The 24563-nt window shown below is 41.5% G+C and carries 23 protein-coding genes; 12 read left to right on the top strand and 11 right to left on the bottom strand.

Annotated elements, in window-relative coordinates; genetic code table 11:
• Positions 1 to 2: 2 nt before the first annotated feature.
• Positions 3 to 539, bottom strand: coding sequence for an inorganic diphosphatase (locus LEP1GSC185_RS19445; protein ID WP_024864077.1), 537 nt, complete (start codon positions 537 to 539; stop codon positions 3 to 5).
• Between the two features lie 337 nt (positions 540 to 876).
• Here LEP1GSC185_RS19445 and LEP1GSC185_RS19440 point away from each other — a divergent pair, with 337 nt between their 5' ends.
• The 3 genes from LEP1GSC185_RS19440 to LEP1GSC185_RS19430 all read left to right on the top strand — a co-directional run bounded on the left by LEP1GSC185_RS19440 (position 877) and on the right by LEP1GSC185_RS19430 (position 4137).
• The gene (locus LEP1GSC185_RS19440; RefSeq protein WP_010516002.1) at positions 877 to 2478 is read left to right on the top strand and encodes a hypothetical protein; all 1602 of its coding nucleotides are present in this window, start codon (positions 877 to 879) and stop codon (positions 2476 to 2478) included.
• Between the two features lie 115 nt (positions 2479 to 2593).
• Positions 2594 to 3169 carry a TetR/AcrR family transcriptional regulator gene (locus LEP1GSC185_RS19435; protein WP_008593184.1) on the top strand — a complete coding sequence of 192 codons (576 nt, stop codon included), beginning with the start codon at positions 2594 to 2596 and terminating at the stop codon, positions 3167 to 3169.
• Positions 3170 to 3171: 2 nt separating this feature from the next.
• Positions 3172 to 4137 carry an MBL fold metallo-hydrolase gene (locus LEP1GSC185_RS19430; protein ID WP_008593333.1) on the top strand — a complete coding sequence of 322 codons (966 nt, stop codon included), beginning with the start codon at positions 3172 to 3174 and terminating at the stop codon, positions 4135 to 4137.
• A gap of 6 nt (positions 4138 to 4143) precedes the next feature.
• Here LEP1GSC185_RS19430 and LEP1GSC185_RS19425 read toward each other — a convergent pair whose 3' ends face one another.
• Both LEP1GSC185_RS19425 and LEP1GSC185_RS19420 read right to left on the bottom strand, forming a co-directional pair.
• Complete coding sequence (locus LEP1GSC185_RS19425; RefSeq protein WP_008593125.1) at positions 4144 to 4953, bottom strand: SDR family NAD(P)-dependent oxidoreductase; 810 nt, start codon at positions 4951 to 4953, stop codon at positions 4144 to 4146.
• 10 nt (positions 4954 to 4963) lie between these two features.
• Positions 4964 to 5779 carry a carbon-nitrogen hydrolase family protein gene (locus LEP1GSC185_RS19420; RefSeq protein ID WP_008593150.1) on the bottom strand — a complete coding sequence of 272 codons (816 nt, stop codon included), beginning with the start codon at positions 5777 to 5779 and terminating at the stop codon, positions 4964 to 4966.
• 93 nt (positions 5780 to 5872) lie between these two features.
• Between LEP1GSC185_RS19420 and LEP1GSC185_RS19415 the strand changes: the two genes are divergently transcribed.
• A complete protein-coding gene (locus LEP1GSC185_RS19415) occupies positions 5873 to 6472 on the top strand; it encodes a hypothetical protein (RefSeq protein WP_008593406.1) in 600 nt (199 codons plus the stop codon).
• Between the two features lie 45 nt (positions 6473 to 6517).
• Here LEP1GSC185_RS19415 and LEP1GSC185_RS19410 read toward each other — a convergent pair whose 3' ends face one another.
• Complete coding sequence (locus tag LEP1GSC185_RS19410) at positions 6518 to 7714, bottom strand: DegT/DnrJ/EryC1/StrS family aminotransferase (RefSeq protein ID WP_008593346.1); 1197 nt, start codon at positions 7712 to 7714, stop codon at positions 6518 to 6520.
• 118 nt (positions 7715 to 7832) lie between these two features.
• Between LEP1GSC185_RS19410 and add the strand changes: the two genes are divergently transcribed.
• The 4 genes from add to LEP1GSC185_RS19390 all read left to right on the top strand — a co-directional run bounded on the left by add (position 7833) and on the right by LEP1GSC185_RS19390 (position 12653).
• Positions 7833 to 9167, top strand: coding sequence for an adenosine deaminase (add, locus tag LEP1GSC185_RS19405; protein ID WP_008597397.1), 1335 nt, complete (start codon positions 7833 to 7835; stop codon positions 9165 to 9167).
• Positions 9168 to 9279: 112 nt separating this feature from the next.
• Positions 9280 to 9840 (top strand): GyrI-like domain-containing protein, encoded by a 561-nt coding sequence (locus LEP1GSC185_RS19400; RefSeq protein ID WP_024864076.1) that lies wholly within the window; start codon positions 9280 to 9282, stop codon positions 9838 to 9840.
• Positions 9841 to 9843: 3 nt separating this feature from the next.
• Positions 9844 to 11211, top strand: a complete 1368-nt coding sequence (locus tag LEP1GSC185_RS19395) for a membrane protein (protein WP_008593417.1) — start codon at positions 9844 to 9846, stop codon at positions 11209 to 11211.
• 83 nt (positions 11212 to 11294) lie between these two features.
• Positions 11295 to 12653, top strand: a complete 1359-nt coding sequence (locus LEP1GSC185_RS19390; RefSeq protein ID WP_008593168.1) for an adenylate/guanylate cyclase domain-containing protein — start codon at positions 11295 to 11297, stop codon at positions 12651 to 12653.
• A gap of 347 nt (positions 12654 to 13000) precedes the next feature.
• Here the strand turns inward: LEP1GSC185_RS19390 and LEP1GSC185_RS19385 are convergent, their stop codons facing one another.
• Positions 13001 to 13372, bottom strand: a complete 372-nt coding sequence (locus LEP1GSC185_RS19385) for a DoxX family protein (RefSeq protein ID WP_008593310.1) — start codon at positions 13370 to 13372, stop codon at positions 13001 to 13003.
• Between the two features lie 253 nt (positions 13373 to 13625).
• On the opposite strand from LEP1GSC185_RS19385, the gene LEP1GSC185_RS19380 reads away from it, so the two are divergent.
• Genes LEP1GSC185_RS19380 through LEP1GSC185_RS19365 form a run of 4 tightly spaced genes read left to right on the top strand, consistent with a single transcriptional unit; the run spans position 13626 to position 16935 of the window.
• Positions 13626 to 14444: an efflux RND transporter periplasmic adaptor subunit gene (locus tag LEP1GSC185_RS19380; RefSeq protein ID WP_008593128.1), complete on the top strand. Its 819-nt coding sequence runs from the start codon at positions 13626 to 13628 to the stop codon at positions 14442 to 14444.
• Positions 14445 to 15692, top strand: coding sequence for an ABC transporter permease (locus LEP1GSC185_RS19375; RefSeq protein ID WP_008593137.1), 1248 nt, complete (start codon positions 14445 to 14447; stop codon positions 15690 to 15692).
• The gene (locus LEP1GSC185_RS19370) at positions 15692 to 16366 is read left to right on the top strand and encodes an ABC transporter ATP-binding protein (protein ID WP_008593430.1); all 675 of its coding nucleotides are present in this window, start codon (positions 15692 to 15694) and stop codon (positions 16364 to 16366) included. Before LEP1GSC185_RS19375 ends, LEP1GSC185_RS19370 begins: the two co-directional genes overlap by 1 nt.
• Positions 16363 to 16935, top strand: a complete 573-nt coding sequence (locus LEP1GSC185_RS19365; protein ID WP_008593241.1) for a TetR/AcrR family transcriptional regulator — start codon at positions 16363 to 16365, stop codon at positions 16933 to 16935. Before LEP1GSC185_RS19370 ends, LEP1GSC185_RS19365 begins: the two co-directional genes overlap by 4 nt.
• 17 nt (positions 16936 to 16952) lie before the next feature.
• Here the strand turns inward: LEP1GSC185_RS19365 and prfB are convergent, their stop codons facing one another.
• The 6 genes from prfB to LEP1GSC185_RS19335 form a co-directional block, all read right to left on the bottom strand.
• On the bottom strand, positions 16953 to 18056 hold the full coding sequence (prfB, locus tag LEP1GSC185_RS19360) for a peptide chain release factor 2 (protein WP_008593100.1): 1104 nt from the start codon (positions 18054 to 18056) through the stop codon (positions 16953 to 16955).
• An 85-nt stretch (positions 18057 to 18141) separates the two neighbouring features.
• Entirely contained in the window at positions 18142 to 18987 is an 846-nt protein-coding gene (locus LEP1GSC185_RS19355) for a hypothetical protein (protein ID WP_008593213.1), read from the bottom strand.
• 4 nt (positions 18988 to 18991) lie between these two features.
• Positions 18992 to 20263 (bottom strand): phosphoribosylamine--glycine ligase, encoded by a 1272-nt coding sequence (purD, locus tag LEP1GSC185_RS19350; protein WP_008593093.1) that lies wholly within the window; start codon positions 20261 to 20263, stop codon positions 18992 to 18994.
• 32 nt (positions 20264 to 20295) lie between these two features.
• Entirely contained in the window at positions 20296 to 22944 is a 2649-nt protein-coding gene (locus LEP1GSC185_RS19345; protein ID WP_008593262.1) for a valine--tRNA ligase, read from the bottom strand.
• 162 nt (positions 22945 to 23106) lie between these two features.
• Positions 23107 to 23487, bottom strand: coding sequence for an iron chaperone (locus LEP1GSC185_RS19340; protein WP_008593302.1), 381 nt, complete (start codon positions 23485 to 23487; stop codon positions 23107 to 23109).
• Between the two features lie 28 nt (positions 23488 to 23515).
• Positions 23516 to 24253, bottom strand: coding sequence for a TetR/AcrR family transcriptional regulator (locus LEP1GSC185_RS19335; protein ID WP_008593089.1), 738 nt, complete (start codon positions 24251 to 24253; stop codon positions 23516 to 23518).
• Positions 24254 to 24563 lie beyond the last annotated feature (310 nt).

The raw sequence follows: 24563 nt of genomic DNA, 5'->3' as shown, positions 1-24563 counted from the left end.
TCTCACTTTTTAGGGAACTTCTGTTTATAAAAATCTAATGCTCTTAGGATCAGTTCCTTTGCTACTTCCGGGCCTTCCGGTTCTTCTACCCTGACTTCTTTCTTTTCCAATTGTTTATAAACGGAGAAGAAATGCGTTAACTCAGCTCTAAACGAGTTCGGAAGCTGAGAGACATGTTCGATTCCGTCGAAACTTCTGTCTCCCGAAGCGACTGCCAGGATCTTTTCGTCACCTTCTCCTCTGTCTATCATCCTCATTACCCCGACTACTCTTGCCGGGACTAAACATAGTGGAGGGACTTCTTCAGAACAAAGCACTAAGATATCCAAAGGATCTTTATCATCTCCTAGAGTTTGCGGGATAAAACCGTAATGAGCAGGATAGTGAGCGGAGGCAAAAAGTACACGATCCAGTTTGATGAGTCCGGAGTCCTTATCCACCTCGAACTTTGCCTTACTACCGGAAGGAATTTCCACAAGTGCATGGACTTCGTGCGGAGGATTTGGGCCAGGACTGGCCTCGTGCCAAGGATGTTGTATCATGCGGAGATCTTGGAACCGGATGGATGTATAGCAAGCAGATTCCTGCTAAAATTTTGTAGGAATTTTGACAAGTCGATACATAAAGTTTTAAAACGAACGCTCCTTATATTTTCAATTTCAAGAAGTATACTATATCTATTCAAAAAATGTAATAAGACATATTTTTCGGTTAAAAATAAGGCGTTGGAACTAATTTTGGAACGCTTATAAAATTTTACTTACAATAATGGAATGTTAATTTATTATACTATATTAAAATTCCGAATAATTTCTGCGTTATTTCCGTCTTCTTGTTTTAGGAAGAAATTTATTGATTTCTTTTCGGGATGTTCAAATGGTAGCGATGAGTACACCTGACCAACAAAACCAACAAATAACCGAGTTCGGAAAGTTCGCTTCTTTTAGGCCCACATATTTACAGATCAAATCCAAAGATTCTTATCCCAACGATGAAAGGCCCTATTTTAGCCCCGAAATGGAAAGGCTTCTGTTAATAGCGGGGGAGAATACGAATAGCGAAGGTTTAAATTCCGGCAAACTCCCGGTATACCCCGCAACCACGGAATTGGATTACAAATTTGTAGAAGAGATAACGGAACTGATCTCTAAAGGTCTATTATTAGTGGTTCCAAGGATCTACGCCAAAAAGAACACGGGAGAGTTGGAGATACTACTTCATGTATTAGGAGCCAAATCTTCTAAAAAGGGAAACCCCGATACCGTTAGGGATACATTCTTCCAAATCGCCCGAAAATCCGCCGGAACGATCCGAAATTTCGAGATCACATCCCAAAAGGATAGAGAGATCGTTTTGAACGAGGTATTGTATTCTTTGGCGGACGGTAATACGCCTCATTTTAAATACGCTTATACGGATAAGGCCAAAGAGTTATTAGGAAAAATATATCATAAAAACTTAATGCATAAGGATTTGCTGGATGATTATTACAAGCTGATCCATTCTTTTATTCAGGAGGAAGAGATCCTTACCAGGACTTCTACTTGCGGTTATATTCATGTTCCGGATCAGGATGCAGATATACTATTTAATCAAGTTTCGGAATTATACGAAAAAAAGGTAATTCCTAAGTTAGTTACCGAAAATCCAAAATTAGCGGAACAATTGATCTCAATAAGGGAAACTATTCTTTCCGACGAATCTGGCTTATTGAACAACGATCCTTTGTTGATCCGAAAATCGATTTATTCGGAAGAGTTTGCCAAGCTGACCCAACTTTCAGGAAAAAAGGGCGCCTATTCCGACTTCTTTCGTTTATCTAGGGTAATTACTCAAAAATCTCTGGAAAGCGATATGTTCCTGAAGGGAGCCAGAGAAAAAAGCGTGGAGAATGGGCTCAAAAAAGTAGTGCTGAACGGAAAAGGCGCGATATCACGTTATATGTCTTTGTCAATTGGAAGGGATCTTCCATTCGATTCCGAAGTTATTAAGTCAGTCCAACACGATTCCAGTTTATTGAGCTGCATATATTACGGTCCGGAAGGTCCTGAACTGTTCATCTGTCCCTGGGATAAAATTTTAATCAAAAATATGCTCCATGAGTTATCCGAAAAGTTCGCCTTTCACAATATGACCAGTCTAAGCTTCCTATTAATGTTATTCAGAAATAAAGACAAATTGCTTCCTTTACTTTCTGACGAATCCGCTGCGGAAGATTTTCGAAATGTGGGTTATAGCTGCCTTGCTCATACATTTCCTTGGTATAGGAGGTTGGTCTTTTTCTTGGGGTTTAAAGGGAATATGCTTACCGATGTTTTCAGAGAGTTGGGAGATATCCAATACCACCAAATGGGTGAAAAACTGAAATTCGAGGAGAAGATCAACGCCATCAGACAAAAGCTCAAAGAAGAATTGATCGTAGAAGTCCGAGAACAAATGGCCGGAATTCTGGAAGGTAAATCCCCAAAATCGCCCTGAATTAAAAGGAAAGGTTCCAATTCCTCAATATGATCCTATTCTTCTCCTTTTAAATTTGTTTATATAGATTAAAAAATATGTTGACCGGTCTATTTTTATCTGATCTAAAGCTCCTATGGGTCAGAAGGGAGAAATCGCTAAGGAAAAGATGGTCCGTGCCATGGCGGAACGTTTGGAGATTGGAGGATATGCGGGAACCGGCTTAAACGATATCGTAGGTGACGCAAAAGCCCCCAAAGGTTCGATCTATTTCCATTTTCCCGGCGGAAAGGAGGAATTGGCCTCTTTAGCTCTTCTGGTATCAGGCAATGAATTGGCCAAGGAATTGAAGGCGGGTTTGGATTCTGCTAAATCGGTTCCGGCCGGTATCCAAAGGATATTTTCTGTTTTGGAATACAGACTTGTATCTTCCGGTTTTTCCAAGGGTTGCCCGATCATGACCACAGCTTCCGAGACAGCCTCGGAACCTTCTTTAGTAAATTCCACCTGCGCCGCGGTTTTCCAGGATTGGATCTCCATATTGGATTCGTTTTTCCGGAAGAACGGATTCGAGGAGAGTAAATCCGGCGAACTCGCGATAGGCATTCTTTCCTTATTGGAAGGTGCCATTTTGATTTCCAGGACAAGCCGAAATACGAACGCGATACGCTCCGCTTCTAAAACGGCAAAACTTCTCGTTTCGGAGAAATAATTATGAAACTTAAAATTACTTTTTTGGCGATACTCGCCGTTTTACTTTTAGTATTCTGCACTGCATTAGGAATTCCTAAATTAGCAGTCTCAGAAGTTCCAGAGTTCGAAAAATTATCCAAGGACACGAGATTGGAAAATCCTTCCGGGATGACCAAACTCAAATTTACGATCTTTAAAACTGGAGAAAAGAAGGCATCCTCCGCATTCATATTCGAAGGCGGGCCAATATTTCACAGAAAACAGATCTATCATAGTGTCGTATTCGTAGAACATCCTAAGGGGACCTTCTTATTCGATTCAGGCCTTGGGACACAGATCCAGGAACAATACAAGGACCATAGATTTTACGTAAAACCTATGGTAGCCTATCAGAATCCGAATCCTTTGGTTTCTCAATTAAAAACATACGGTATAGATCCTGAAAAGATCGGAGATATCGTTCTCTCTCATTTGCATTGGGATCATGCAGGCGGAGTGGAAGATTTTCCTAAAGCAAGGATCTGGTCCACGGAAGAAGGCAAAAAACATCTGCAAGAATTCGGAGTAAATAAGGGCTATTTACCAAAACAACTAGATTCAGAAAATATAATATGGAAGGATCTGGATTTTTCTTCCAGACCGTATGAGAACTATTCCAAAAGTCTAGATTGGTTCGGAGACGGTTCCGTTGTATTTGTCCCGATGGAGGGTCATACCGCGGGAGATATCGGAATGTTCCTAAATTTGCCGTCCGGAAAAAGATTCTTTTTTACGGGAGATATTACTTGGGCAAAAGAAGGTTTCGAACTTCCTTCTCATAGGACCAGATTGCTTAGATCCATTGTGGACAGGGACCAGGAATTAGTTGGTAAAGAAATCTATAGAGTGCATTCCCTTTTGAAGGCTTATCCGAACTTGGAAGTTGTTCCAGCGCACGACGGGGAAGCGATAGACCGTTTGGGCTTATATCCTCATTGGATAGAATAGATTCTTTTAAACGAAATCGAATCTATTTTTCAATTTAGTGAGGATTTTATGTGTCGTCTCCGGAAAATATCTGGAGGCGATATCTATCATCCGGATAGTGAATCCGATCCTTAGGACCTTCTTCCTTTTATCCATTCCATCTAAAATACGTTTTGCCACTAGTTCCGCAGAGAAGGAATTTTTACGCACAAATTCGAATTCTAAGGTCCTTTTTTCTATTTTCCAGAATTTTGCATTTTTGATAAGGCCTGTATCGATCGCAGGAGGATAAACAATCATCACATTCAGATTTTTATCTCCTTCTTCCGTCCATAAACAATTCGTAAAACCTCTCATTGCCGCCTTGGAAGAAGAATATGCTATCTTATTCGGAAAGCCGATCAATCCGAAATCGCTACAGATATTGATCACCGAGGGAGAATCCGATTTTTTTAATATAGGGAGTGCATATTTAGTAAAATATACCGTTCCCATAAAATTCACATCCATTACCTTTTTGAAATCGTTTAGATCTAATTGGGAAAATGGAGCTGCAATATAGATCCCCGCATTATTTACTAAAACGTCTATTCTGCCATGTTGTTTTCCCACACTTCGGACCGTTTTTTCCACTTGAGAAGGATAGGAAACGTCCGCGATATGTGTGCTGACAAAGTTTTTTGGGGTCCTAACTTTCTCTTTTACTTTGGAAAGTCCTTTAGAGTCTATATCCACCAAGGCCAGATCGTAATCTTTTTTGGCGAATTCTATCGCTAACGCTTCTCCTAAGCCGCCTCCGGCTCCGGTGATGATCGCAGTCTTTCTGGTAGTTTTCATATATTAGAATTTAAGAATGTATTTGTCTGTGTTTTAGAGCCGGTATTTTTTTGCGGACTTTTTGCACTTCTTCCGGATCTATTTCAGTCACGAGTAATTTTTCTCCTTCTCCCGCGTTGCCCAGGATATTTCCCCAAGGATCTACTACCATAGAATGTCCGTAGGTCTCTCTTCCGTTTAAGTGGATTCCGGTTTGGGCAGGTGCAAATATGAAACATTGGTTTTCAATGGCCCTTGCTCTCAATAGAATTTCCCAATGAGCCTGTCCCGTGATCTTAGTAAATGCAGAAGGAACAAAGATCATTTCCACATCCTTCCTTGCAATCTCCCGAAACAATTCCGGAAAACGAAGATCGTAGCAGATCACAGAGGAAATATTTCCAAGTTCCGGACTTTTATATATTTCCGGAACGGTTTTGCCTGACTCCACGGTTCTGGATTCTCTATATTCAATTCCGTCTCCCGGATCTGTATCGAATAAATGGATTTTATGATATTCGAATTTTTCTTTTCCGTCCGGTCCGAAGATAATGGACGTATTGAAAACTTTTCCATTAGGAGCAGGGGTTGGAAATCCGCCTGCCAGGATAGTTAGATTCAGTTTTTTTGAAATAACGGAGAGAAGATCCACCGTTTTTGTTTTGATCTCTTTTGCCCTTTCTAACTTCTCTTTTTCCGATCCTAAAAAAGGAAAATTTTCGGGAAGACCGACGAGCTTCGCACCTTCGGCGGCCGCCTCACGGATGAAGTTCTCACATTTTTGTAAGTTTAGGTCCACATCGGATCCGCTGTTTAATTGGATCAGTCCTAATAGAAAACGGTGCATAGACTCAGTATTCCAGATCCTCGAACAAATTGAAAATGATATTCTTTACATTCTGCTTGTCGAAGCGGCTTCCCTGCAAAATTTAGGAGAAGTATGGCATTCGCCCTGAAAGAATTCAAATCTATCCAAAAGTTTTACTCCGAAAAAAAGCATAAGGAGAATGTTTGGGCACTCGTTTATCTTTTACTCAGATACTTAAGCAGCGGAGAAGGAGCCATCCAAGCGGTCCAAACTTCCTGGCTGCAAGGCCTTCCTGAGAGTTTGTCCGAAGAAGACAAAAAAGAAGCTTCCGAAAAAGTTTTGGAACTTGCGGACCTTCTTCTGGAAGCAATACGTTCTTGGAGAGATTTAGCGGATGAAGAAGGTTCTGAATCCGTGATGGAAGATGTGTTGGAACTCGGACAATCGGTTTTGATCGAAACAAAGGAAATGGGAGAATTTTCTGAATTGGTCCGAGAGGAATCTTTGGATATTATTTCGGATCTATGTTCGGTATGCGGGGTAGAGATCCCAAAAGCAGGTTACAAAAAGATAGATCTATCAGCATTCGACGATTCTGATATTGCGGAAGAAGTGGAAGAATGGATCATCGCACTTTCTTCTTTTGAAAAAGCGGAAGAAGCTTCCGACTTGGAAGACGGATTTTTGGTCCTTTTTGTGAAGGTATTTTTGTTTTATATTTTCTTTAAGTAGAAGAAGTGCCGGAATATTGTTTCCGGCCGAATTCTTCTTCGATCCTTACAGGTTCGTAAAAATATCTTTTACCGCGGTGACAACATCGTCGATGTCTCCGTCGGTCATTCCGGCAAATAGAGGAAGTGAAAGAGTCCTCTTATACATTGCATCCGCATTCGGATAATCTTTTCTTTCGAATCCGAATCTTTGGTAGAAAGGGTGCTCGTATAGAGGAATAAAGTGAAGGCTGGAACCTATATTTCGTTTTTGTAATTCACTACAAAGTATGTCTCTGTTGATCTTTCCTGGAACAGTATCCACTTCTACCCTGAATAAATGCCAAGAATGTTCTCCGTCGATCGCAGGAAGAGGAAGATGTAAAAAGGGTAGATCCGCAAATTCCGAGCGGTAGATCTCGGCGATTTGGATCCTTCTTCTCCAAAGATCTTCCGCTTCTGCAAGCTGCACAAGTCCGAGAGCTGCGGCGATATCGCTCATATTATATTTGAATCCCGGAGAAACTACTTCGTAATACCAGCCCGGTCTTCCGTACGTTTCTCTGTTGATACCGTGAAGTCTCATCAGCTTCATTCTTTCTGCAAAATGTGCATGACGAGTTGTGACCATTCCGCCTTCTCCGGTAGTGATCCCTTTAGTAGCATAAAAACTGAATACTGTAAAATCTCCGTGAGTTCCGATCCTTTCTCCCTTATGAACTGCGGGGAAGGCATGAGCGGAATCTTCAATTACGTAAAGATGATATTCTTTCGCGAGTGAATTGATGGAATCCATATCGCAGACAGCGCCTGCAAGATGCACCGGCATGACTGCACGGACTGTCTTTCCGGTTTTTTTATGAACAAGATTTCCTTTGGAGAACACACATTCTTTCTCGATGGTTTCCTTTAAGGTAGCCTCTGTCATTAGGTTGAAGATCGGGTCAACGTCTGTAAGGATAGGCTCGGCTCCGAAGTAACAAACTGTCTCTGCGGTCGCGGTAAATGTCACTGCAGGAACAAGTACTGCGTCCTCGGAACAAAGTCCGATGGATTCCAAAGCAAGGTGAAGTCCTGCTGTTGCGGAATTTAAGGCCAGGGCAAATTCTGCTCCTGTGTATTTGGCAAATTCTTCTTCGAATTCTTTTACTTTTGGTCCTGAGGTGATCCAACCGGAGCGCAGTACCGCCGCCACTTCTTCGATCGCTTTTTCTGAAATCGAGGGGAGAGCGAAAGGTAAAAACGTTTTTCTTGCTGTGATCATGAGACAAAATCCTCCGGCGCTTCTTTTAGGATCGGAAGATTTCCGGAAAAGATAAGGGGAAAACCTTCAGAATCTTTTTCTGAATTGAAATCCGACGGGGTTTTCTTACCCTGCTCCCGTGGGCGTGACCTTCTCAGAAATTTTGGAAAGAATCCGGATCTTAGACCGGGATGTCTCCGAATTGAACCGTCTGAAGAGCAGACTTCCCGCTGACAGGCCTTATTCTTCTTCTCTTCAAATTTCTTTCGACAAGCAGATCAATAATCTTCTGAACGAAAGGATCCGACTTTTGGATCTGGAAATTTCAGATCCACCTCGTTGGCTTTTAGGAGATACTGACGCTTACGATTCAGGGCAGAGAACAGCTTCCGCATTTTTGGAACCTGCGGATCTTTCTTCCAAAAAGTTGCAAGATCAGGATGTAATCAACCTGATCAGAGAATTGCCTAAGACGGAGATCCATCTTCATTTAGAAGCCTGCGTCAATAAGGAGACCATGAAAAAACTCATGGTCAAGAACGGGATCCAACTCAGCGACGAAGAGTTCGAAGCTAAGTTTAATTTTAAGGACCTGAACGGTTTTATCCAAGTATTTTTCTTCATCCAAAGTTTGGTGAAAGAACCTGCCGATCTTTATTATTTTGTGGGAAGTCTCGCGGAATATATGAGAGCAAACAGGATTCTTTATACCGAAGTATTCTTCGCCCCTTCTAAATTTATCCAAAACGGTTTGGACTTCGACGAGATGGTAAGTCAACTTGTGGAGGGAATTAGAGAAGAGAAGCAGAAAGACGGCATTGAGATCCGACTTCTTGTGGATGTTTCCAGATCTTTCGGTCCTGAAAATGCGATGAACAACTTAAATAGAGTTCTTAAGCTCAAACATAAGGAAGTCATCGGGATCGGATTGGGCGGAGCGGAACTTATGGGACCGGCCAGAGATTACGCAGAAGTATTCAAAAAAGCTAAAGAAGCAGGACTCAGAACGGTTGCTCACTCTGGAGAGGACGACGGCCCTTGGGCAATCTGGGAAGCTGTGGAACTTTGTAAGGCGGAACGTATCGGTCACGGAACTTCCGCCATCCAAGATCCTGAACTGGTAAATTATTTAAGAGAAAATAAGATCCCGATCGAGATTTGCGTTACGTCTAACGTGTTTACTGGAAAATATGTACGCAAAGAGCAAAATCATCCGGTTCGTTATTATTACGACCAAGGGCTTCCTCTTTGTATCAATACTGACGATCCTGAGATATTTAACGTCAACTTGACTTATGAATACTTTAAACTTTGGAGATTTTTGGACTTCTCCTTGGATGAGATCGTGGATCTGATCCGACAAGGTGTATATGCTACTTTCCATCCTCAAAAAGAAACACTTTGGAAGGATATGGAAGTCCAGATCAAAAAAGTAAAAGAGAAATACGGCCTTTTAGAGCACAGCGTCCAATAAATTTCCATCCGGGTCGCAGATCAGCTTGATACAGTTCTAAATTCTATCAAAATCTTTCTTGCATTCGTTATCGTACTTCGTTTAGAATTCCCTTCCGGAGTTGATGATGAAGTTGAAAGTCTTTTTAGGCGTTATTCTTGCCTTAGTTATTTCAGGGATCGGTTATTTCTATTATTTGGGTGCGTTCGATACCGTTAAGGTAAAGGAAGAAACATTGGGGCCATTCTATGTTCTTTCACATGATAGAGTAGGGAATTACAGGAATGTTGGAGAAACTTTCGAAACTATCCAAAAGGAATTTCCGGAAAAGGGACTTAAAAATTATAAACTTTTCGGGATCTATAAGGATAATCCAAAAAACGTTCCGGAGGAAAAATTAAGATGTGAAGTCGGAGCTTTATTTTCCGAGCCTATAGCCGAAATTCCTTCCGGATTTTCTCTACCTTTAAAATACAAGATCATCGAAAAGAAAAGATATCTAACTGCGGACTTTCCTGTGAAAAGTTTCGTTTCCATCTTTCTTGGAATTTTCAAAGTTTATCCGGAACTTACGAAAGCCTGTCTGGAAAAAGGTTGCGATATGAATGGGAAAGCCTCTATGGAAATTTACGAACCGATTGTTGAAAAACAAACGAAATATCTATTTCCTTTGGATTCTCCCGGGATCGATTGAACCATGGGAATACTTACTCAACTTCGTGAGATCTTAAAAGTATCGGTCCCGATAGATCGTAAAAAATTTTTTATCTCCGGGACGATCCTTTTCTTCATCAAATATGGAATAGATAGATCCTTGTCCTATTTCGTGTTTAATCGGGAATGGTGGGCGGCTGATTATATAAAAAATCCGACAGGCTTGTTTACCTTGGATCCTTCTTCCGAGGACTTTGTTTTCTATTTCACTCTGATCGGATTCTCTCTTCCGTTTTTATATTTGGGAACCGTTCTTTGTTTGAAAAGGCTCAGGAGCATCGGCCTAAGTCCTTTTTGGGTATTTTTATTTTTTGTACCAGCTTTGAACTTTCTCATGTTCTTTCTGTTATGTGTGCTCCCGGAGAACTTGTACAAGTCTCCAGGATCGGAGTCTTCCGCAGAATTCATTCCAAAATCAAAACTGATCGTTTCCATTTGGTCGATCCTCATCACTGCGAGTATCACTCTTTTATTCAGTCTTTTTTCAACGGATATACTAAAGACATATGGAGCTAGTTTGTTCATAGGCGGACCTTTTATAATCGGCTTCACTTCCGTTGCTTTGTATTCCAGAACGGAATTCGTAGGTTTCAAGCAGGCGTTATTGATCTCTGCAAGTTCCATTTCTCTGGCCGGGTTTTTAACGTTTATAGTTGCGATGGAAGGGGCGATCTGTCTTATGATGGCGGCTCCATTGGCCTACTTTTTGGGATTTTTAGGTGGGGGGATCGCTTATCTTCTGCAGGCAAAATCCAAGTTTGTATCCTCTGTTATACCTTTTTTATTCTTGGTCCTTCCTTCTATCGCTTATCTGGAAGCGAATTTGGATAAGGAATCCGATTGGTATATGGTAGAAACCAGTCTGAAAATTTCCGCGTCCAAAGAAAAGGTCTGGAAAGGTTTATTCGAATTTTCTGATATACCGGAACCAAAAGAACTGATCTTTAATGCAGGAGTCTCTTATCCGGTTAGAGCAAGGGTGGAAGGAAAAGGGATCGGCGCCATTCGATACTGTGAGTTTAATAACGGAGTATTTGTGGAAGCAATCACCAAATGGGACGAAAATAATTCCTTAGAGTTTGATGTGGTTCGCCAACCGGATGCAATGAAAGAGCTTAGTCCTTATAAAAATCTTAGGCCTACACATTTGGGCGGATACTTCGCTTCTAAAAAGGGGAGTTTTCAACTCATTTCATTAGGCAAGAATGAGACACTTCTGATTGGGAGGACTTGGTTTGTAAATAAATTCGGTCCTACTACATATTGGAATGTTTGGATACATTGGATTTTGCATAAGATTCATTACAGGGTTTTGGATCATATTCGTAACTCCGTCGAAGTTTCTTCCTAAAGCTAAAGTCGCTGTTTTAGAATTTTGCGATATCTGAAAATAAGTATTTCCAACTTCTGAAAATTCCGACGAAATAGTCGCCTATGAGCGTTTTCAAAACCTTGTTCGAATATTGCCGGGTCCCGGAAAAGATCTGGAAAAAATTACTATCGATCGGAGTAGAAGACGCCCTTGGAGCCAGATATATAGTCGCTACTAATGCAGTAGTGTTGATCACGGCTATATTTACATTAGTTTATTATATTGTATTCACTACATTTGGATTAGTATTTCCGATCTGGCTGTATCTACTCTGGACCGTAAATGTATTCGGATACGCATTCGTTCTATTTTTTAATTTTATACGTTCTCATAAGGCGGCGAGACTATTACTTGCAGTCGTAGGAACAATGCAGCTATTGATGATCTCAAGGATATTGCCGCAAGAAGCAGGGTTGGATCTGTACATTCTTGCAAGTTTTGCATTTCCTTTTTATATATTTCCTCCGGAAGAAAAGAAATACATTTACATGATGGAAGCTGCACTTGCTCTTTTGTTCGTTTCTGTGCATATTATACCGTATTTTTTTGATCCTATACTTAGTTTGGACCCAAAATATAGGAGTTATTTCTATTTCACCAGTTTGATCCTTGTGGTCGCCTGGTTTTCGTTTATAGGAAAGGAATTGGCGCAAGCCGCCTGGGAAGCGGATCGTTCCCTAAAAGAGGAAAAAGCCAAAACAGAATTACTTTTATTGAATATACTTCCCAGAGAGACTGCGGAAGAACTCAAAAAAACGGGAAGTTCTGAACCCAGACTTATCACTCAAGCTACCGTCTTATTCACGGATTTTTACGGATTCACTTCGATTGCTGAAAAGCTTACCCCAAACGACTTAGTGAAAGAGTTGGATTTTTGTTTTAGGCATTTCGACTCAGTCACTGAAACTCATAGATTAGAAAAATTGAAAACGATCGGAGACGCATACATGTGCGTAGCCGGAGTTCCCTCTTATAGATCCTCACATGCAGTCGATAGCCTGCTCGCTGCATTAGAAATGCTCGAACGTTTGGAAGAATTATCCAAATTGAAAAAAGGCCCAAATTGGAAGGCAAGAATAGGGATCCACTCCGGACCTCTCGTCGCAGGAGTAATCGGTGCACGAAAATTTTCCTACGACGTATGGGGAGACACAGTCAATCTTGCGAGTCGAATGGAATCCAATAGCGAGCCCGGCAAAGTAAACGTTACCCAATCCATCGTTGACTTAACCGATGAATATTTTCAATTCAAGTCCCGCGGAAAATTACCGGTGAAAAATAAAGAAAAGACCGCGATGTATTTTTTATTAGGATTAAAACCTGAATTCAGAGATCGAAAAAATCCCCGAAACCCAAACGGGAAATTCTGGGAAGAATACGGCAAACAATTCGGAAAAAGAGAACCGATCGTTTCCTTTTAAAAATATTTTGGCCGCGTCCTCGCGTTTGCCTTAAAGCTGGAGGCGTTTGCCTAAAGGCAGGACAAGTTGCGCTCGGACCGGGCTCTCACCTCCGGTCAAAAAATCGCGTTCGCGATTTTTATGACCCCGGTTCGATCCCTCGCGGGTTGTAAGAGGTGAAATTGTCTTTTGAGCAAGTAAATTTTCATTGTAGGAATTCCAACAAGAGGGTTGTGAAATTTGGTTGAAAGGATTCGGAATTAATGATATGGGAGGGAGAGCTCTCCCACGAGCCACTCCCCCCAATCCCAATGCAGGGTGGGGGCGAGCCCTAACACATTGTAGGAATTCCTACAGATGGATCGTTCTTAAACTTTTTCTGCTTCTAACTTTCTCCAAGTGATGTAAGAAACAGCAACTAATGCTAGGAAAATAAATGGAGTCGCGAAGTTTGGATCTTTTGCCAAAAGGTGAGAAAGTCCTGCACCTAACACGTTAAAGGTAATTCCAGCATAAGCCCATTCTTTTAGTCTTGGAAATTTAGGATAAAGAAGTGCGAGTGCGCTTAAACCTTTAGCAGGTCCTAAAATTAGGGCTACGTAGCCAGGATAACCGAGATGAGCAAGTCCTTCTAAAACTTGTGGACTTTGGCTTGTGTATGCATAAGCGCCGAATAAATTTCCAACAGCGATAAGCCCAGTGGTTACCCAATATAAAACTGTAATAAATGTTTTGTTCATATAGATCCTCTGATTTCGAGATTCGATATAGTTAGAAATTCATACTTAGTTGTAAATATAAATCGAGGCAGAATGTTAACTGGTTATGTATTGTAAGAACTCCTACACCGCAGTCTAACATGGGCTCTATGAATTCTTAGGTGTAAATACAGACCAAGCATGACAATTTGGCGCAATTATATGTAAACTAAAATGCAATAAAATAGTTTACTTTTTAAAATGGATCTTGTCCTAGTGGTGGTAGGACAAGGACATGAAAATTTCTCTTCCATTAGATCGTTGGATTCTTTTGCTCAAGCAAAGATCTAAACTCCTACTTTGGGGCAGTATTCCAATAATCCTGCTTATGGCTCTTCTTATCTGGAAAGGTAGGAATTCCGACAATGACACTTCCGAGATCATAAAAGGCTCCATTATTGAATCGGTATATGGTCTCGCGACAGTTAGCTCGTCGGAAGTATATCATCTTAGAGTGGCAATCCCCTCTGCCATTCGAAAAATCTATGTGGAAGAAGGAGATCAGGTCCAAGAAGGAACTCCTCTCGTTGAGTTTGACAGTTTTGGTACTATGAAGTCCCCTTTTTCAGGCGTTGTGACTAACGTAGCTTACGAAACCAAGGAGACTGTGGTTCCTCAAACGCCTGTAGTTACAGTGATGGATCTGAAAAAGAGATACCTGACTGTATCCTTGGAAGAGAAGGGGGCAGTAAAGGTCAAAAAAGGACAAAAGGTCCGTATTCGTTTTGAGGCTTTGGGAGATAAAAACTTCGAGGGAGAAGTAAAGTCTGTTTATCCTGCAGATGGGCAATTTCAAGTTAATATCACTCCGATCGGAATTCCTCCTGAGATCCTTCCCGGCATGACTGCCGATGTCGCCATAGAGACTTCGAGTAAAGAAAACGTGATATTAGTCCCGATCAAAGGGATCAAGTCCGGAAAAGTTAAAGTATTAGAAAATGGTAATGTTCATATTAGAGAGGTCGAGACGGGGATTACGAATGGAGAATACGCCGAGCTTGTTTCTGGAGAAGTGAGTTTAGGGGATAAGGTGCTTGTCCAGGAGGATAAGTAAATGTTATTTATCGCTCTTAGGCAGATGTCTGCCCGCAAAAGACAAACCATTCTTACCCTACTTGGGATCGTTTTGGGAGCGACCGCCTATATAGTGATCTCAGGGATCATGTTGGGATTAAGGGAATATCTTATAGATCAACTAGTGAATAACGACGCTCATATAAGGATCTCTTCTCAGGTAAAAATTATTGGAGAGAAGGACCTCGATCAGGTACTTTTCCGTTCTAAAGAAATTCCATTTTGGTCCGTTCCTCCATCCGGAAGGAGAGATACTGAGCAGATCGAGAATCAGGCAGGATGGCAAAAGAAAGTCGCTTCCGATCCGGAGGTGGAAGCAAGTTCTCCTCAGCTTCAAATTAAAGTAATATATAGAAGAGGAAAGATTGCGGAAGCAGGAAGGATCATCGGCGTGAAACCTGAATCCCAAGCAAAAGTTGCCAGGATCAAAGAGAATATCATCCTAGGAGATTTTTTAGAAATTAAAGAAAGCGGTAACAAACTAGTAATAGGGGAAGGACTTCGGTTATTACTCGGTGCAAGAGTATCTGACACTGTTTACATCAGCACTGGAAAATCCGAACCGATACCATTTAAGATAGCCGCTTCTTTCCAAATGGGGAACAAGGCGGTCGATGAGAGTACTGCTTTCGCTAATTTAGGAGATGTACAAAGTTTAAATCAGACTCCGAATCGTATTAGCGATATTGCGGTCCGACTTAAGGACGTTTCCAAAGCTACGCTTAAAGCGAGAGAATGGGCAGAATCCGGAGACGTAAAAGTTCAAAGTTGGGAAGACGTAAATGCCACATTCATTTCTCTATTTAAAATGCAGGATGCGATCCGTTATGCGTTAGTCGGGACTATCCTTCTCGTAGCTGGATTTGGGATTTATAATATTCTAAACATAGTGATCGGACAAAAAAGAAGAGAGATCGCAATTCTGAGGTCCATCGGATACGAGGCAGGGGACATTCTGAAAATATTTCTGATACAAGGTCTGATTTTGGGAATAGCCGGAGGGGTTTTGGGAATGGTTTTAGGAAACCTTATTTGCAGGAGACTAGAGCATGTATCCTTTTCAAATCCTCTCATGCAAACCAAATCCGGCATGATGATGGTCTCGTTTGCGCCCTCCATTTATTTTCAAGCATTCTTACTTGCATTTATCGCCACTTTGATTGCCAGCGTTTTTCCCGCAAGATCTGCGAGTAAACTATCTCCAATAGAGATCATTCGGGGGGAATAATGGGAATTATATTAGAAAACGTTAAAAAGAGTTTCGGAAAGCCTCCCGTCGACGTCATAAAAGGGATCAGTCTGGAGATCAAAGAAAATGAATTTGTTTCTTTAACGGGGAAATCAGGCTCCGGAAAAAGCACCCTTTTATATTTGATCAGCAGTTTGGATGACCCTTCTCAAGGAGTTATTAGTATAGACAAAAAGAAGATCAGCTCCTTGTCTCAAACAGATCTGCATTCTTTTAGAAATCTCCATATGGGATTCGTATTCCAATTTCATTATCTTCTTCCGGAGTTTACCGCCCTGGAGAACGTTTTGATGCCTGCTTTAAAAGCCGGAAAACTTAAAGAAAAGAGGGAAGATGCAATTCGTCTTTTGAAACGATTCGATCTGGGAGATAAACTGGATCATATTCCTTCTAAACTTTCCGGGGGACAGATGCAAAGGGTGTCCATTGCAAGGGCTTTAGTTATGAGGCCGAGATATCTTTTTGCGGACGAACCCACCGGGGCTCTTGATTCCGCAAATGCAAAGATCGTAATGGATATCTTTAAGGATATCAATAGAACGGAAGGAACTACCGTCATCATGGTCACTCACGATCCCGATTTTGCCAAGTCTGCAAAGATACAGATAAAACTTGTGGATGGCATGATCTCGAATGGAAAGGAGGAGAAATGATAGATAGAATTTTAGAAAGGACATTTCTCCTTTTTCTGTCTTCCGGTTTCGCAAAGACCAATACGGATCAGATCGCAAAACATATAGGTATCAGCAAAAGAACATTATATAAATATTATGATACCAAGGATAAGTTGATCGATTCCGTTTTCGAGTTGATGAGATCCAAAGTCCAGGCAAAGTTCGATAAAGTTTTACAGGATAAAACAAAGGATCCAATCGATCGCCTAAAGGAGATCCTGTTTTTTATCTCGGACCTGGGATCTAAGATGTCCAAAACGTTTGCAAAAGATATAGAAATGGCGCGTCCGGATCTATTTATTACCATGAGAGAGTTCCGTAAACAAAGGATCTTGAGTTTAGCGGACCTCCTCCGGGAAGGACAAAAGGCGGGACAAATTCGAAAAGATATCACTCCGGAGCTAACGATCGATATTTTAATAGCTGCAGTGGACGGGATCTTAAATCCGACTTACTTATTCCAAAGCCCTTATTCTAATACGATGGCATTCGATGCGATCGTTACCATATTCTTAGAAGGGGTACAGGAAGAAAATAAACCCATCTAAAGTAATATTATAGATCCTTAAAGAGTTTTTAAGTAAGCCATGATGAACGGTTCTATATCTCCGTCCATGACCGCCTGAACATTTCCTGTTTCATGATCCGTACGATGGTCTTTTACCATATTATAAGGATGGAATACGTAAGAACGGATCTGGCTTCCCCAGGCGATATCCTTTTTTTCTCCGGATTTTTTTTCAAGATCGTCTTTTAATCTTTCTTGTTCTAGTTCGTAGAGTCTTGCTTTTAACATTTTAAAAGCTGTATCCCTGTTCTTGATCTGGGACCTTTCGTTCTGACAAGCAACTACAATACCGGAAGGAATGTGAGTAATACGAACCGCGGAGTCCGTGGTGTTAACGTGCTGTCCTCCCGCTCCCGATGAACGATACACATCCACTCGGATATCCTTATCCTCTATCTGGATATTTATATCGTCGTCTAATTCAGGGCTAACGTGAACTGACACGAAGGAAGTATGCCTACGTTTGTTCGCATCAAAAGGGGAGATCCTTACCAAACGATGAACTCCATTCTCGCATTTTAAAAAACCGTAAGCAAAGTCGCCTATCACATGTATGGTGGCATTCTTGATCCCGGCGCCGTCTCCTTCTTGGAAGTCCACAACACTATACTGATACCCCTTTTTATCGAAATATTTTAAATACATTCTGAAAAGCATCTCTGCCCAGTCTTGGCTTTCCGTTCCACCCGCGCCCGGGTGGATATTCAAGAAGGCGGGTTTCATATCTTCCGGCTCATTGAGTGCGCCTAAAAGTTCCAGTCTTTCGAATTCGGATTTTAGTCTTTGATATTCGGAACTAAGTTCATCTACCCCGTCTTCTCCTTTTTCTTCGAAAGTGAGTTCAACTAAATCAGGAAAATCTAATATATCTCGGCGGATATTGACCCAAGGCTCTAATTTTCTTTCTAACTCCGTTTTTCTTTGGCTGATCGATTTTGCCTGGTCAGGGTTATCCCAAAAGCTGGGCTCCGCGATACGATCATTGTAAGATTTGAGTTGATCCTGGTCTTTATCCAGGTTCAGAAGTTTCCATCGATTTAAAAAATTCTCTTGAAGTTCTTTAGAAAGGCGCTTCAGTTCCTTGGCGTTCTTAACTTCCATTTCGGTCCAATAAAATATTATAATATTAGTCTAATTAGCAATTTTCCGGGTGCTACCCGAGGTCGTCTTGTAAAGGAAAGAGTAGTTATCGAAAGAGGAAATCTTCGCTTTCTTCTCTGGCTTCTTCCCAGCTAAATACTGTGTCTCTGAGTTGAGGAGTGTTTCCTTCTACCGTGGAGACAAGTTGGTATTCTTCCTTTCTGCCAAATTCTTCCGGGAGTCGTTTTAGGACAAGTTTTCCGGAGCGGATCAGGTCCAAAACATGCAGTAGGAATGGGTCTCTTTCGGAACGTTGTAGTTCCTTCATGGAAGAGTAGAAAGGCATGATCCCTTTATAGAACCAATCTACCGTCTCGTTCTTGCCTGGGGCCCAGAGTTGCTCCAATCGAATGGATTCCTCTTGAACCAAACTTTTACCTTGGAAAGGTTTTTGCAGATGTCTGCATTGGAAATATAGTTCGTGATTGATCTCGCGTGGGAAGGTCCTGCCATAACCTGCTCCGATCCATTCTAACCAAGCCTTCTTCTCTTTACTTGGAAGAGCGGGGATCAATGCGAATAAGTAATTTTGGTTTCGGAATACCCTTGATTGTGCCAGAAAATCCAAAACTTCATATGGGATCATATAATGACCGGCCTGCCATTCGATTACTATCGGAACATTCTCTACATCCAAATATTCGTCAGGAGTTTCTTTTTGGACCACGTCGCCGAATTGAGTTAGTATATAAATAAAAGATAATAGTTCTCTGCGAGTCATGGAACGAATCAGAGTATCCGAATCCAGTTTTTGTTTTAAGGAAGCACGAATTAAATTATACTGCTCTAACGGATATTGGTGAGGAGATAAAATAATCCCTAAATGTTTTTCTAATTTGCGAAGGTTGGACCTTTCGACTAAATCGATATTTCCGGAAACTAGAAACGGCATAAAATTAAAGAGCTTTACTCGCGATATCTTTACGGAAGAAGGTTTTGGGAATTTTAAAACCGCTTAGATAAGAATAAACCTTATCCACAGATTCTTTTAAGTCCTTACCGTAAGAAGAGATTCCTAGAATTCTTCCACCTGTCGATATTAAGTTTCCATCCTTTTTTGAAGTGCCTGCATGAAAAACTACCAGATCTTTACTATTCGTTTCAGGTAAATTTAAAGGAATATTCTTTTCATAAGAATCGGGGTAACCTTCCGCGGCCAAAACGACTACGGTGGATGCTCCGGGTCTCAAACTTATTTTTACATCGCCGAGTGCCCCTTTGGCAGAAGCTTGGAAAATTTCCAACAAGTCGCCTTCTAACATGGGTAGCACGCATTGTGTCTCAGGGTCACCGAATCTACAATTAAACTCTACTACTCTAGGATTTCCTTTCGTATCTATCATTAATCCGGCATATAGGAGACCCTTATACGGGTTTCCCTTCTTTCGGAAGATCTCGAATACGGGTTGGAACACTAAAGTATTCACTTTTTCTAATGTTTCTTTTGTGACAATCGGAGCGGGACAGTAGGCTCCCATTCCGCCCGTGTTAGGTCCACGGTCTCCGTCATACGCTCTTTTGTGATCTTGAGCTGCAGGAAGAGTAAAATAAGTATTTCCGTCGCTGATCGCAAAGATAGAAGCTTCTTGTCCGTCCATGAACTCTTCTATAACAACTTTCGATCCGCTTTTTCCGAATTTATTATCTAAAAAGATCTCTTTTAGTGCCAGTTCCGCTTGTGAAAGTTCGCTACAAACGGTCACACCTTTGCCTGCGGCAAGACCGTCTGCCTTGATTACGATAGGAGCTCCTTCCTTTTGAACGTAAGCATATGCCGATTCATAATTCTCGAAAGAAGCATATTTCGCGGTAGGAACTCCCGCTTCTATCATTAAGGACTTTGCAAATTCTTTGGAACCTTCTATTTGGGCGCAGTAGGCGGAAGGTCCGAAAACAGGGACTCCTATCTCTGCTAACCAGTCGCCGATCCCATCAACTAACGGATCCTCGGGGCCGACTACGACTAAATCATATTCATTTTTCTGAATGAAGCTCTGGACGGATGATTTGTCCTTTAGGTCGAAAGAATTCGGGGCTAAAACTTCGGAATCAGGAAAGCCTCCGTTACCCGGAAAAACATGGAGTTGGCCGAGTTTAGGTGACTGGCGGAGTTTATAAGCGATAGCGCTTTCTCGACCTCCGGAGCCGATTAAAAGGATCTTAGACATAATATTTCACCGCGGTTTAAAGTCCGAAAAAATTAACCTAGTTTTTCCAAACCTTTTTGGAGAACTTCTTTTTTATCACGGACAGTTTTGAGCTTTTCTTTTTCTTTTTCGATTACGTCCGGATTCGCTTTTGCGATGAAATTCTCGTTTCCTAATTTGGAAGCTAGCTTTTCTTCTTCTTGGATCAGCTTTTGTAATTCTTTGTCTATACGTGCTCTTTCTTTTTCGAAGTCTATCATCCCCGCTAAAGGAAGAATTACCTCTCCAAAACGGAACGCACCGACGGAGTCGGTTTTTTCTCCCGCATAGTTTGCATTCACTTCTATACTTTCTAAACGAGCTAATTGTAAGATAGAAAACTCAAAGTCTTTTACCGCAGAAACAACTAAAGGCTCCGAAGATTTTAGGATCACCTTACATTTTTTATCCAAAGGGACTCCATTCTCCGCTCTTTGAACACGGATCTGGGTCACTACATCTTGAAGAATGATCGTCTTTTGAACGCCTTCATCGTCGGCAGAAACATTATAAGAAGTTGGAAAAGGAGTTTGGATCAAAAATTCCCCTTCGCTGAATACTTCGTAAATTTCCTCGGTTAAGAAAGGCATAAAAGGATGAAGAAGTCCTAAAGCTTTGATTAGAATACTTGCAAGTACTTGTTTTGCGATCTCTTTGGACTCTTCTCCCAGTTTTCCATAAATTCTAGGCTTAACTAGTTCGATATACCAATCGCAGAAATCTCCCCAAACAAAATCGTAAATCTGGGAAGCCATTTCGAAAAACAGGAATTTGGAATATGCTTTTTCGTAATTTGCAAGAGTTTCGTTGAATCTGTGAAGGATCCATTTATCCATCGGCTCTAACTTGGAACCGTATTTAGATTCCAGATCTTCCAGCTTCCAATCTGTATCCAAATTCATTAAGATAAAACGACTGGAGTTCCAGATCTTATTGCAGAAAGAACGATAACCGTCCAATCTGCTTTCGTCAAATAGGACGTCTTTTGCTTCAGGTAAAGTAGCAGCCAGGAAGAAGCGGAAAGAATCCGTTCCATATTTATTCATCATGTCCAAAGGATCGATAACGTTTCCTATAGACTTGGAGAACTTCTTGCCTTCCTTATCCCTAACTAATCCGTGGATGATCACTTTTTGGAAAGGAGCCTTGCCTAAGAATTTCTTTCCCATCATGATCATTCTGGCTACCCAAAAGAATATGATATCGAATCCGGTTACGAGTACTGAAGTAGGATAGAATTTTTTCAGATCTTCCGTGTTCTCCGGCCAGCCTAGAGTGGAGAATGGCCAAAGCTGAGAAGAGAACCAAGTATCTAAAACGTCTGTGTCCTGTTCCACTTCGGTAGAATTACATTTAGGACAGTTATTAACTTTGGTTTCTGAAACTTCTATATGTTTACAATTTTTGCAATGATATGCAGGGATACGATGTCCCCACCATAATTGGCGAGAGATACACCAATCTCTAATATTGTTCATCCACTCGTAAAAAGTTTTTTCCCAAAGTTTAGGAACAAATTCGGTCTCTCCGGACTGGACAGCTTGGATGGCAAGTTCGGCTAAAGGTTTCATCTTACAGAACCATTGGGTGGATAAGTATGGTTCTATAATTTCTCCACCTCTGGAGTTATGGCCGATGGAATGAGTGTGTTCTTCTATCTTTTCGACGAGGCCCAGGGCTTGCAGATCATCGATCACTTTTTTACGAGCTACGAATCTTTCTAATCCTGCGTATTTTCCCGCATTCTCATTCAGAGTAGCATTAGGATTCATCACTAATAAAGGTTTAAGACCTAATCTTTGTCCCGCTTCAAAGTCGTTCGGGTCGTGAGCAGGAGTGATCTTTACCAAGCCGGATCCGAATTCTTTATCCACGAAAGAATCGAATAAGAGCGGGATCTTTCTATCGGTAAGTGGGAGTTCCAACTCCGCGCCTTTTAGGGATTTATATCTTTCGTCGTCAGGATGAGCCGCAACTGCAACGTCCCCGAACATAGTTTCCGGTCTTGTAGTGGCAACGATAACGTATTTTCCGGGCTGACCAACGATAGGATAACGTAAATGATAAAGTTTTCCTTTTACTTCTCTATGCTCTACTTCTAGGTCCGAGATGGCGGTTAGAGTTTTGGGACACCAGTTGATGATCCTTTCTCCTCTGTATATCAAACCTTCGTCGTATAATGTTTTGAAAACTTTAAATACAGCTTTGGACAATCCTTCGTCCATAGTGAATCTGGAACGAGACCAATCTACCGATTCGCCCAAAAGTCTTTGCTGGTTTTGGATCATTCCACCGGAGTGTTCCTTCCATTCCCAAACTTTTTTTTCGAATTCTTCTCTAGTGAAGTCGGTTCTCTTTTTGCCTTCTTTGGCAAGTTCTCTTTCTACGACTACTTGGGTTGCGATCCCTGCGTGGTCCGTTCCCGGTACCCAAAGAGCGGATTTACCCTTTTTACGTTCAATACGGATCAGAATGTCTTGGATAGTATGATTGAGTGCGTGACCGATATGAAGGCTTCCGGTCACGTTAGGAGGAGGAAGAACGATGGTAAAAGATTCCCCTGCTTTGAGGTTGGGCTCAAAACTTTTTTCCTTCTCCCAGAGAGAGATCCATTTCGGTTCTACACTGGTAGGTTCGTAACGGTCGCTGATTTGTTTCTTCATAGCCTTCGTTCGGATAGAATTTTCCGTCGGAGGGTGAGGTCAAGTCGTACTGACCTTGTAATCAAGTGGGAATATTATAAAAAAGGCCCCAGAGTGTTGTTCCAGGGCCTTAAAACTTAAAGATCAGTTTTATAACAAGGTAGCTAGAGTAGTATCTTTTCCTTAGTGTAAGGTCTTTTTGAGTAAGGTTTTCAAATAAGAAGAAGGGAACTTCTCCTTATCCTTGATCGACACATAATTCTTGCCGCTTTCCGATTTTGGAAACTTGGCACGAAATGCCCTTACAAAAGATTCTTCACAGAAATAGATGGAAAGATGGCTTTTATGGTTCGAGAATGCGACCCATCGCCCATTCCTTTCGAAAGTAGGCATACCATATTTCAGACTTTCTCTTAGATCGGAAAATTCTTCCCGGATCGAATCCACCAAATCCTTTAATTTTTCACTCCTAACGGAAGGAGTTTTTTCTAAATAGTCCTCCACGTCCGGATTAGAATTGGAATCCAATCTGGGGAGTGTAGGAACTAATGCATAAAGTAGCATATATTTGTCCTAGGGGCAGGCTGTTCACTTAACCTGCGTTCGCAACCAATGGCAAAGGTTCCAAGCTTGGAGTAGAAACCGCACCACCTTTGAAAAGCTGAGCGAGTTCGCTCCAATCTTCTCTGCTAAAATAATCCAATCCGCCTTCCGGGCAGCCGAGCAGATCTTCTATCGTTTTGTGATAAGAAAGCATCAGATCGTAGATATCGGCTTCGGAATCTTTACTTCTTCCTAAAAGATAGAAAGCAACTTTTTCCCCCAAAGCATCGCTTAGGTCAAAAATGATGGAAGTTAGGTGATCTGCTCTCAATGCACTTTCGAGTGATCCGTCCTGCTGGCCTTCTACGATTAAAGAAGCAAATAACGGAAAACTTAAGTCTACGGATTTGCGTCTGATCTTATCTCTCAATTGAAGATTGCTGGCAGAGAAAAGGGATTCGAGAAGGAAGCGAACTTCTTCCGATTTACCCTTTTTCCAGTTTCTTGCAACAATGAGTGCTTTGCGGAGTTTATCCAGGCCGGTGCCTTCTGATCCCAAATCTCCAATTTCTGATTGCATAGCCGCATGTGCTTCTTTCGCGAATTGCACTGCGATTTCTTCTAAAAGTTCTTCTTTGGATTGAAAATGGTGATAAAAGGTTCCTTTAGCTATATCTAATGCGGATAGAATGTCCTGAATAGAAGTGGTTTCGTATCCTTTTTCGAAGAATAGCCGTCTGGATTCGTTGAGAATTCTTTCTTTTGTGGAGATTTTCGCTGGGATCATGGTGGTTCCTCCTGCTAAACCGACGGTCGGTATAGACCGTTAGTCGGTTTTGACAATACATCCGACTATGCGTCGGTCAAACATATTTCATAACAACGCTCTAAAAAATCAACAAAGGAAACAAATAAAATGAAAAATGTTTCCTGACTTTCTGGCGGAAAATCCGACGGTCGGTCGACTCATAGAAGAAGCGCGGTTTTAAGTCGGCGGAACGTAGAATCCAGATTCTACAAATCGCAGTGCCCATAGGCAGGCACGTTAGTTGTGCTTGGCCGCGTCCTTCGGACCGGGCTCTCACCTTCGGTCAAAA

Source organism: Leptospira licerasiae serovar Varillal str. VAR 010, from assembly GCF_000244755.1.
Classification (GTDB): domain Bacteria; phylum Spirochaetota; class Leptospiria; order Leptospirales; family Leptospiraceae; genus Leptospira_B; species Leptospira_B licerasiae.
This window is presented reverse-complemented; position numbering and strand designations above follow the sequence as displayed.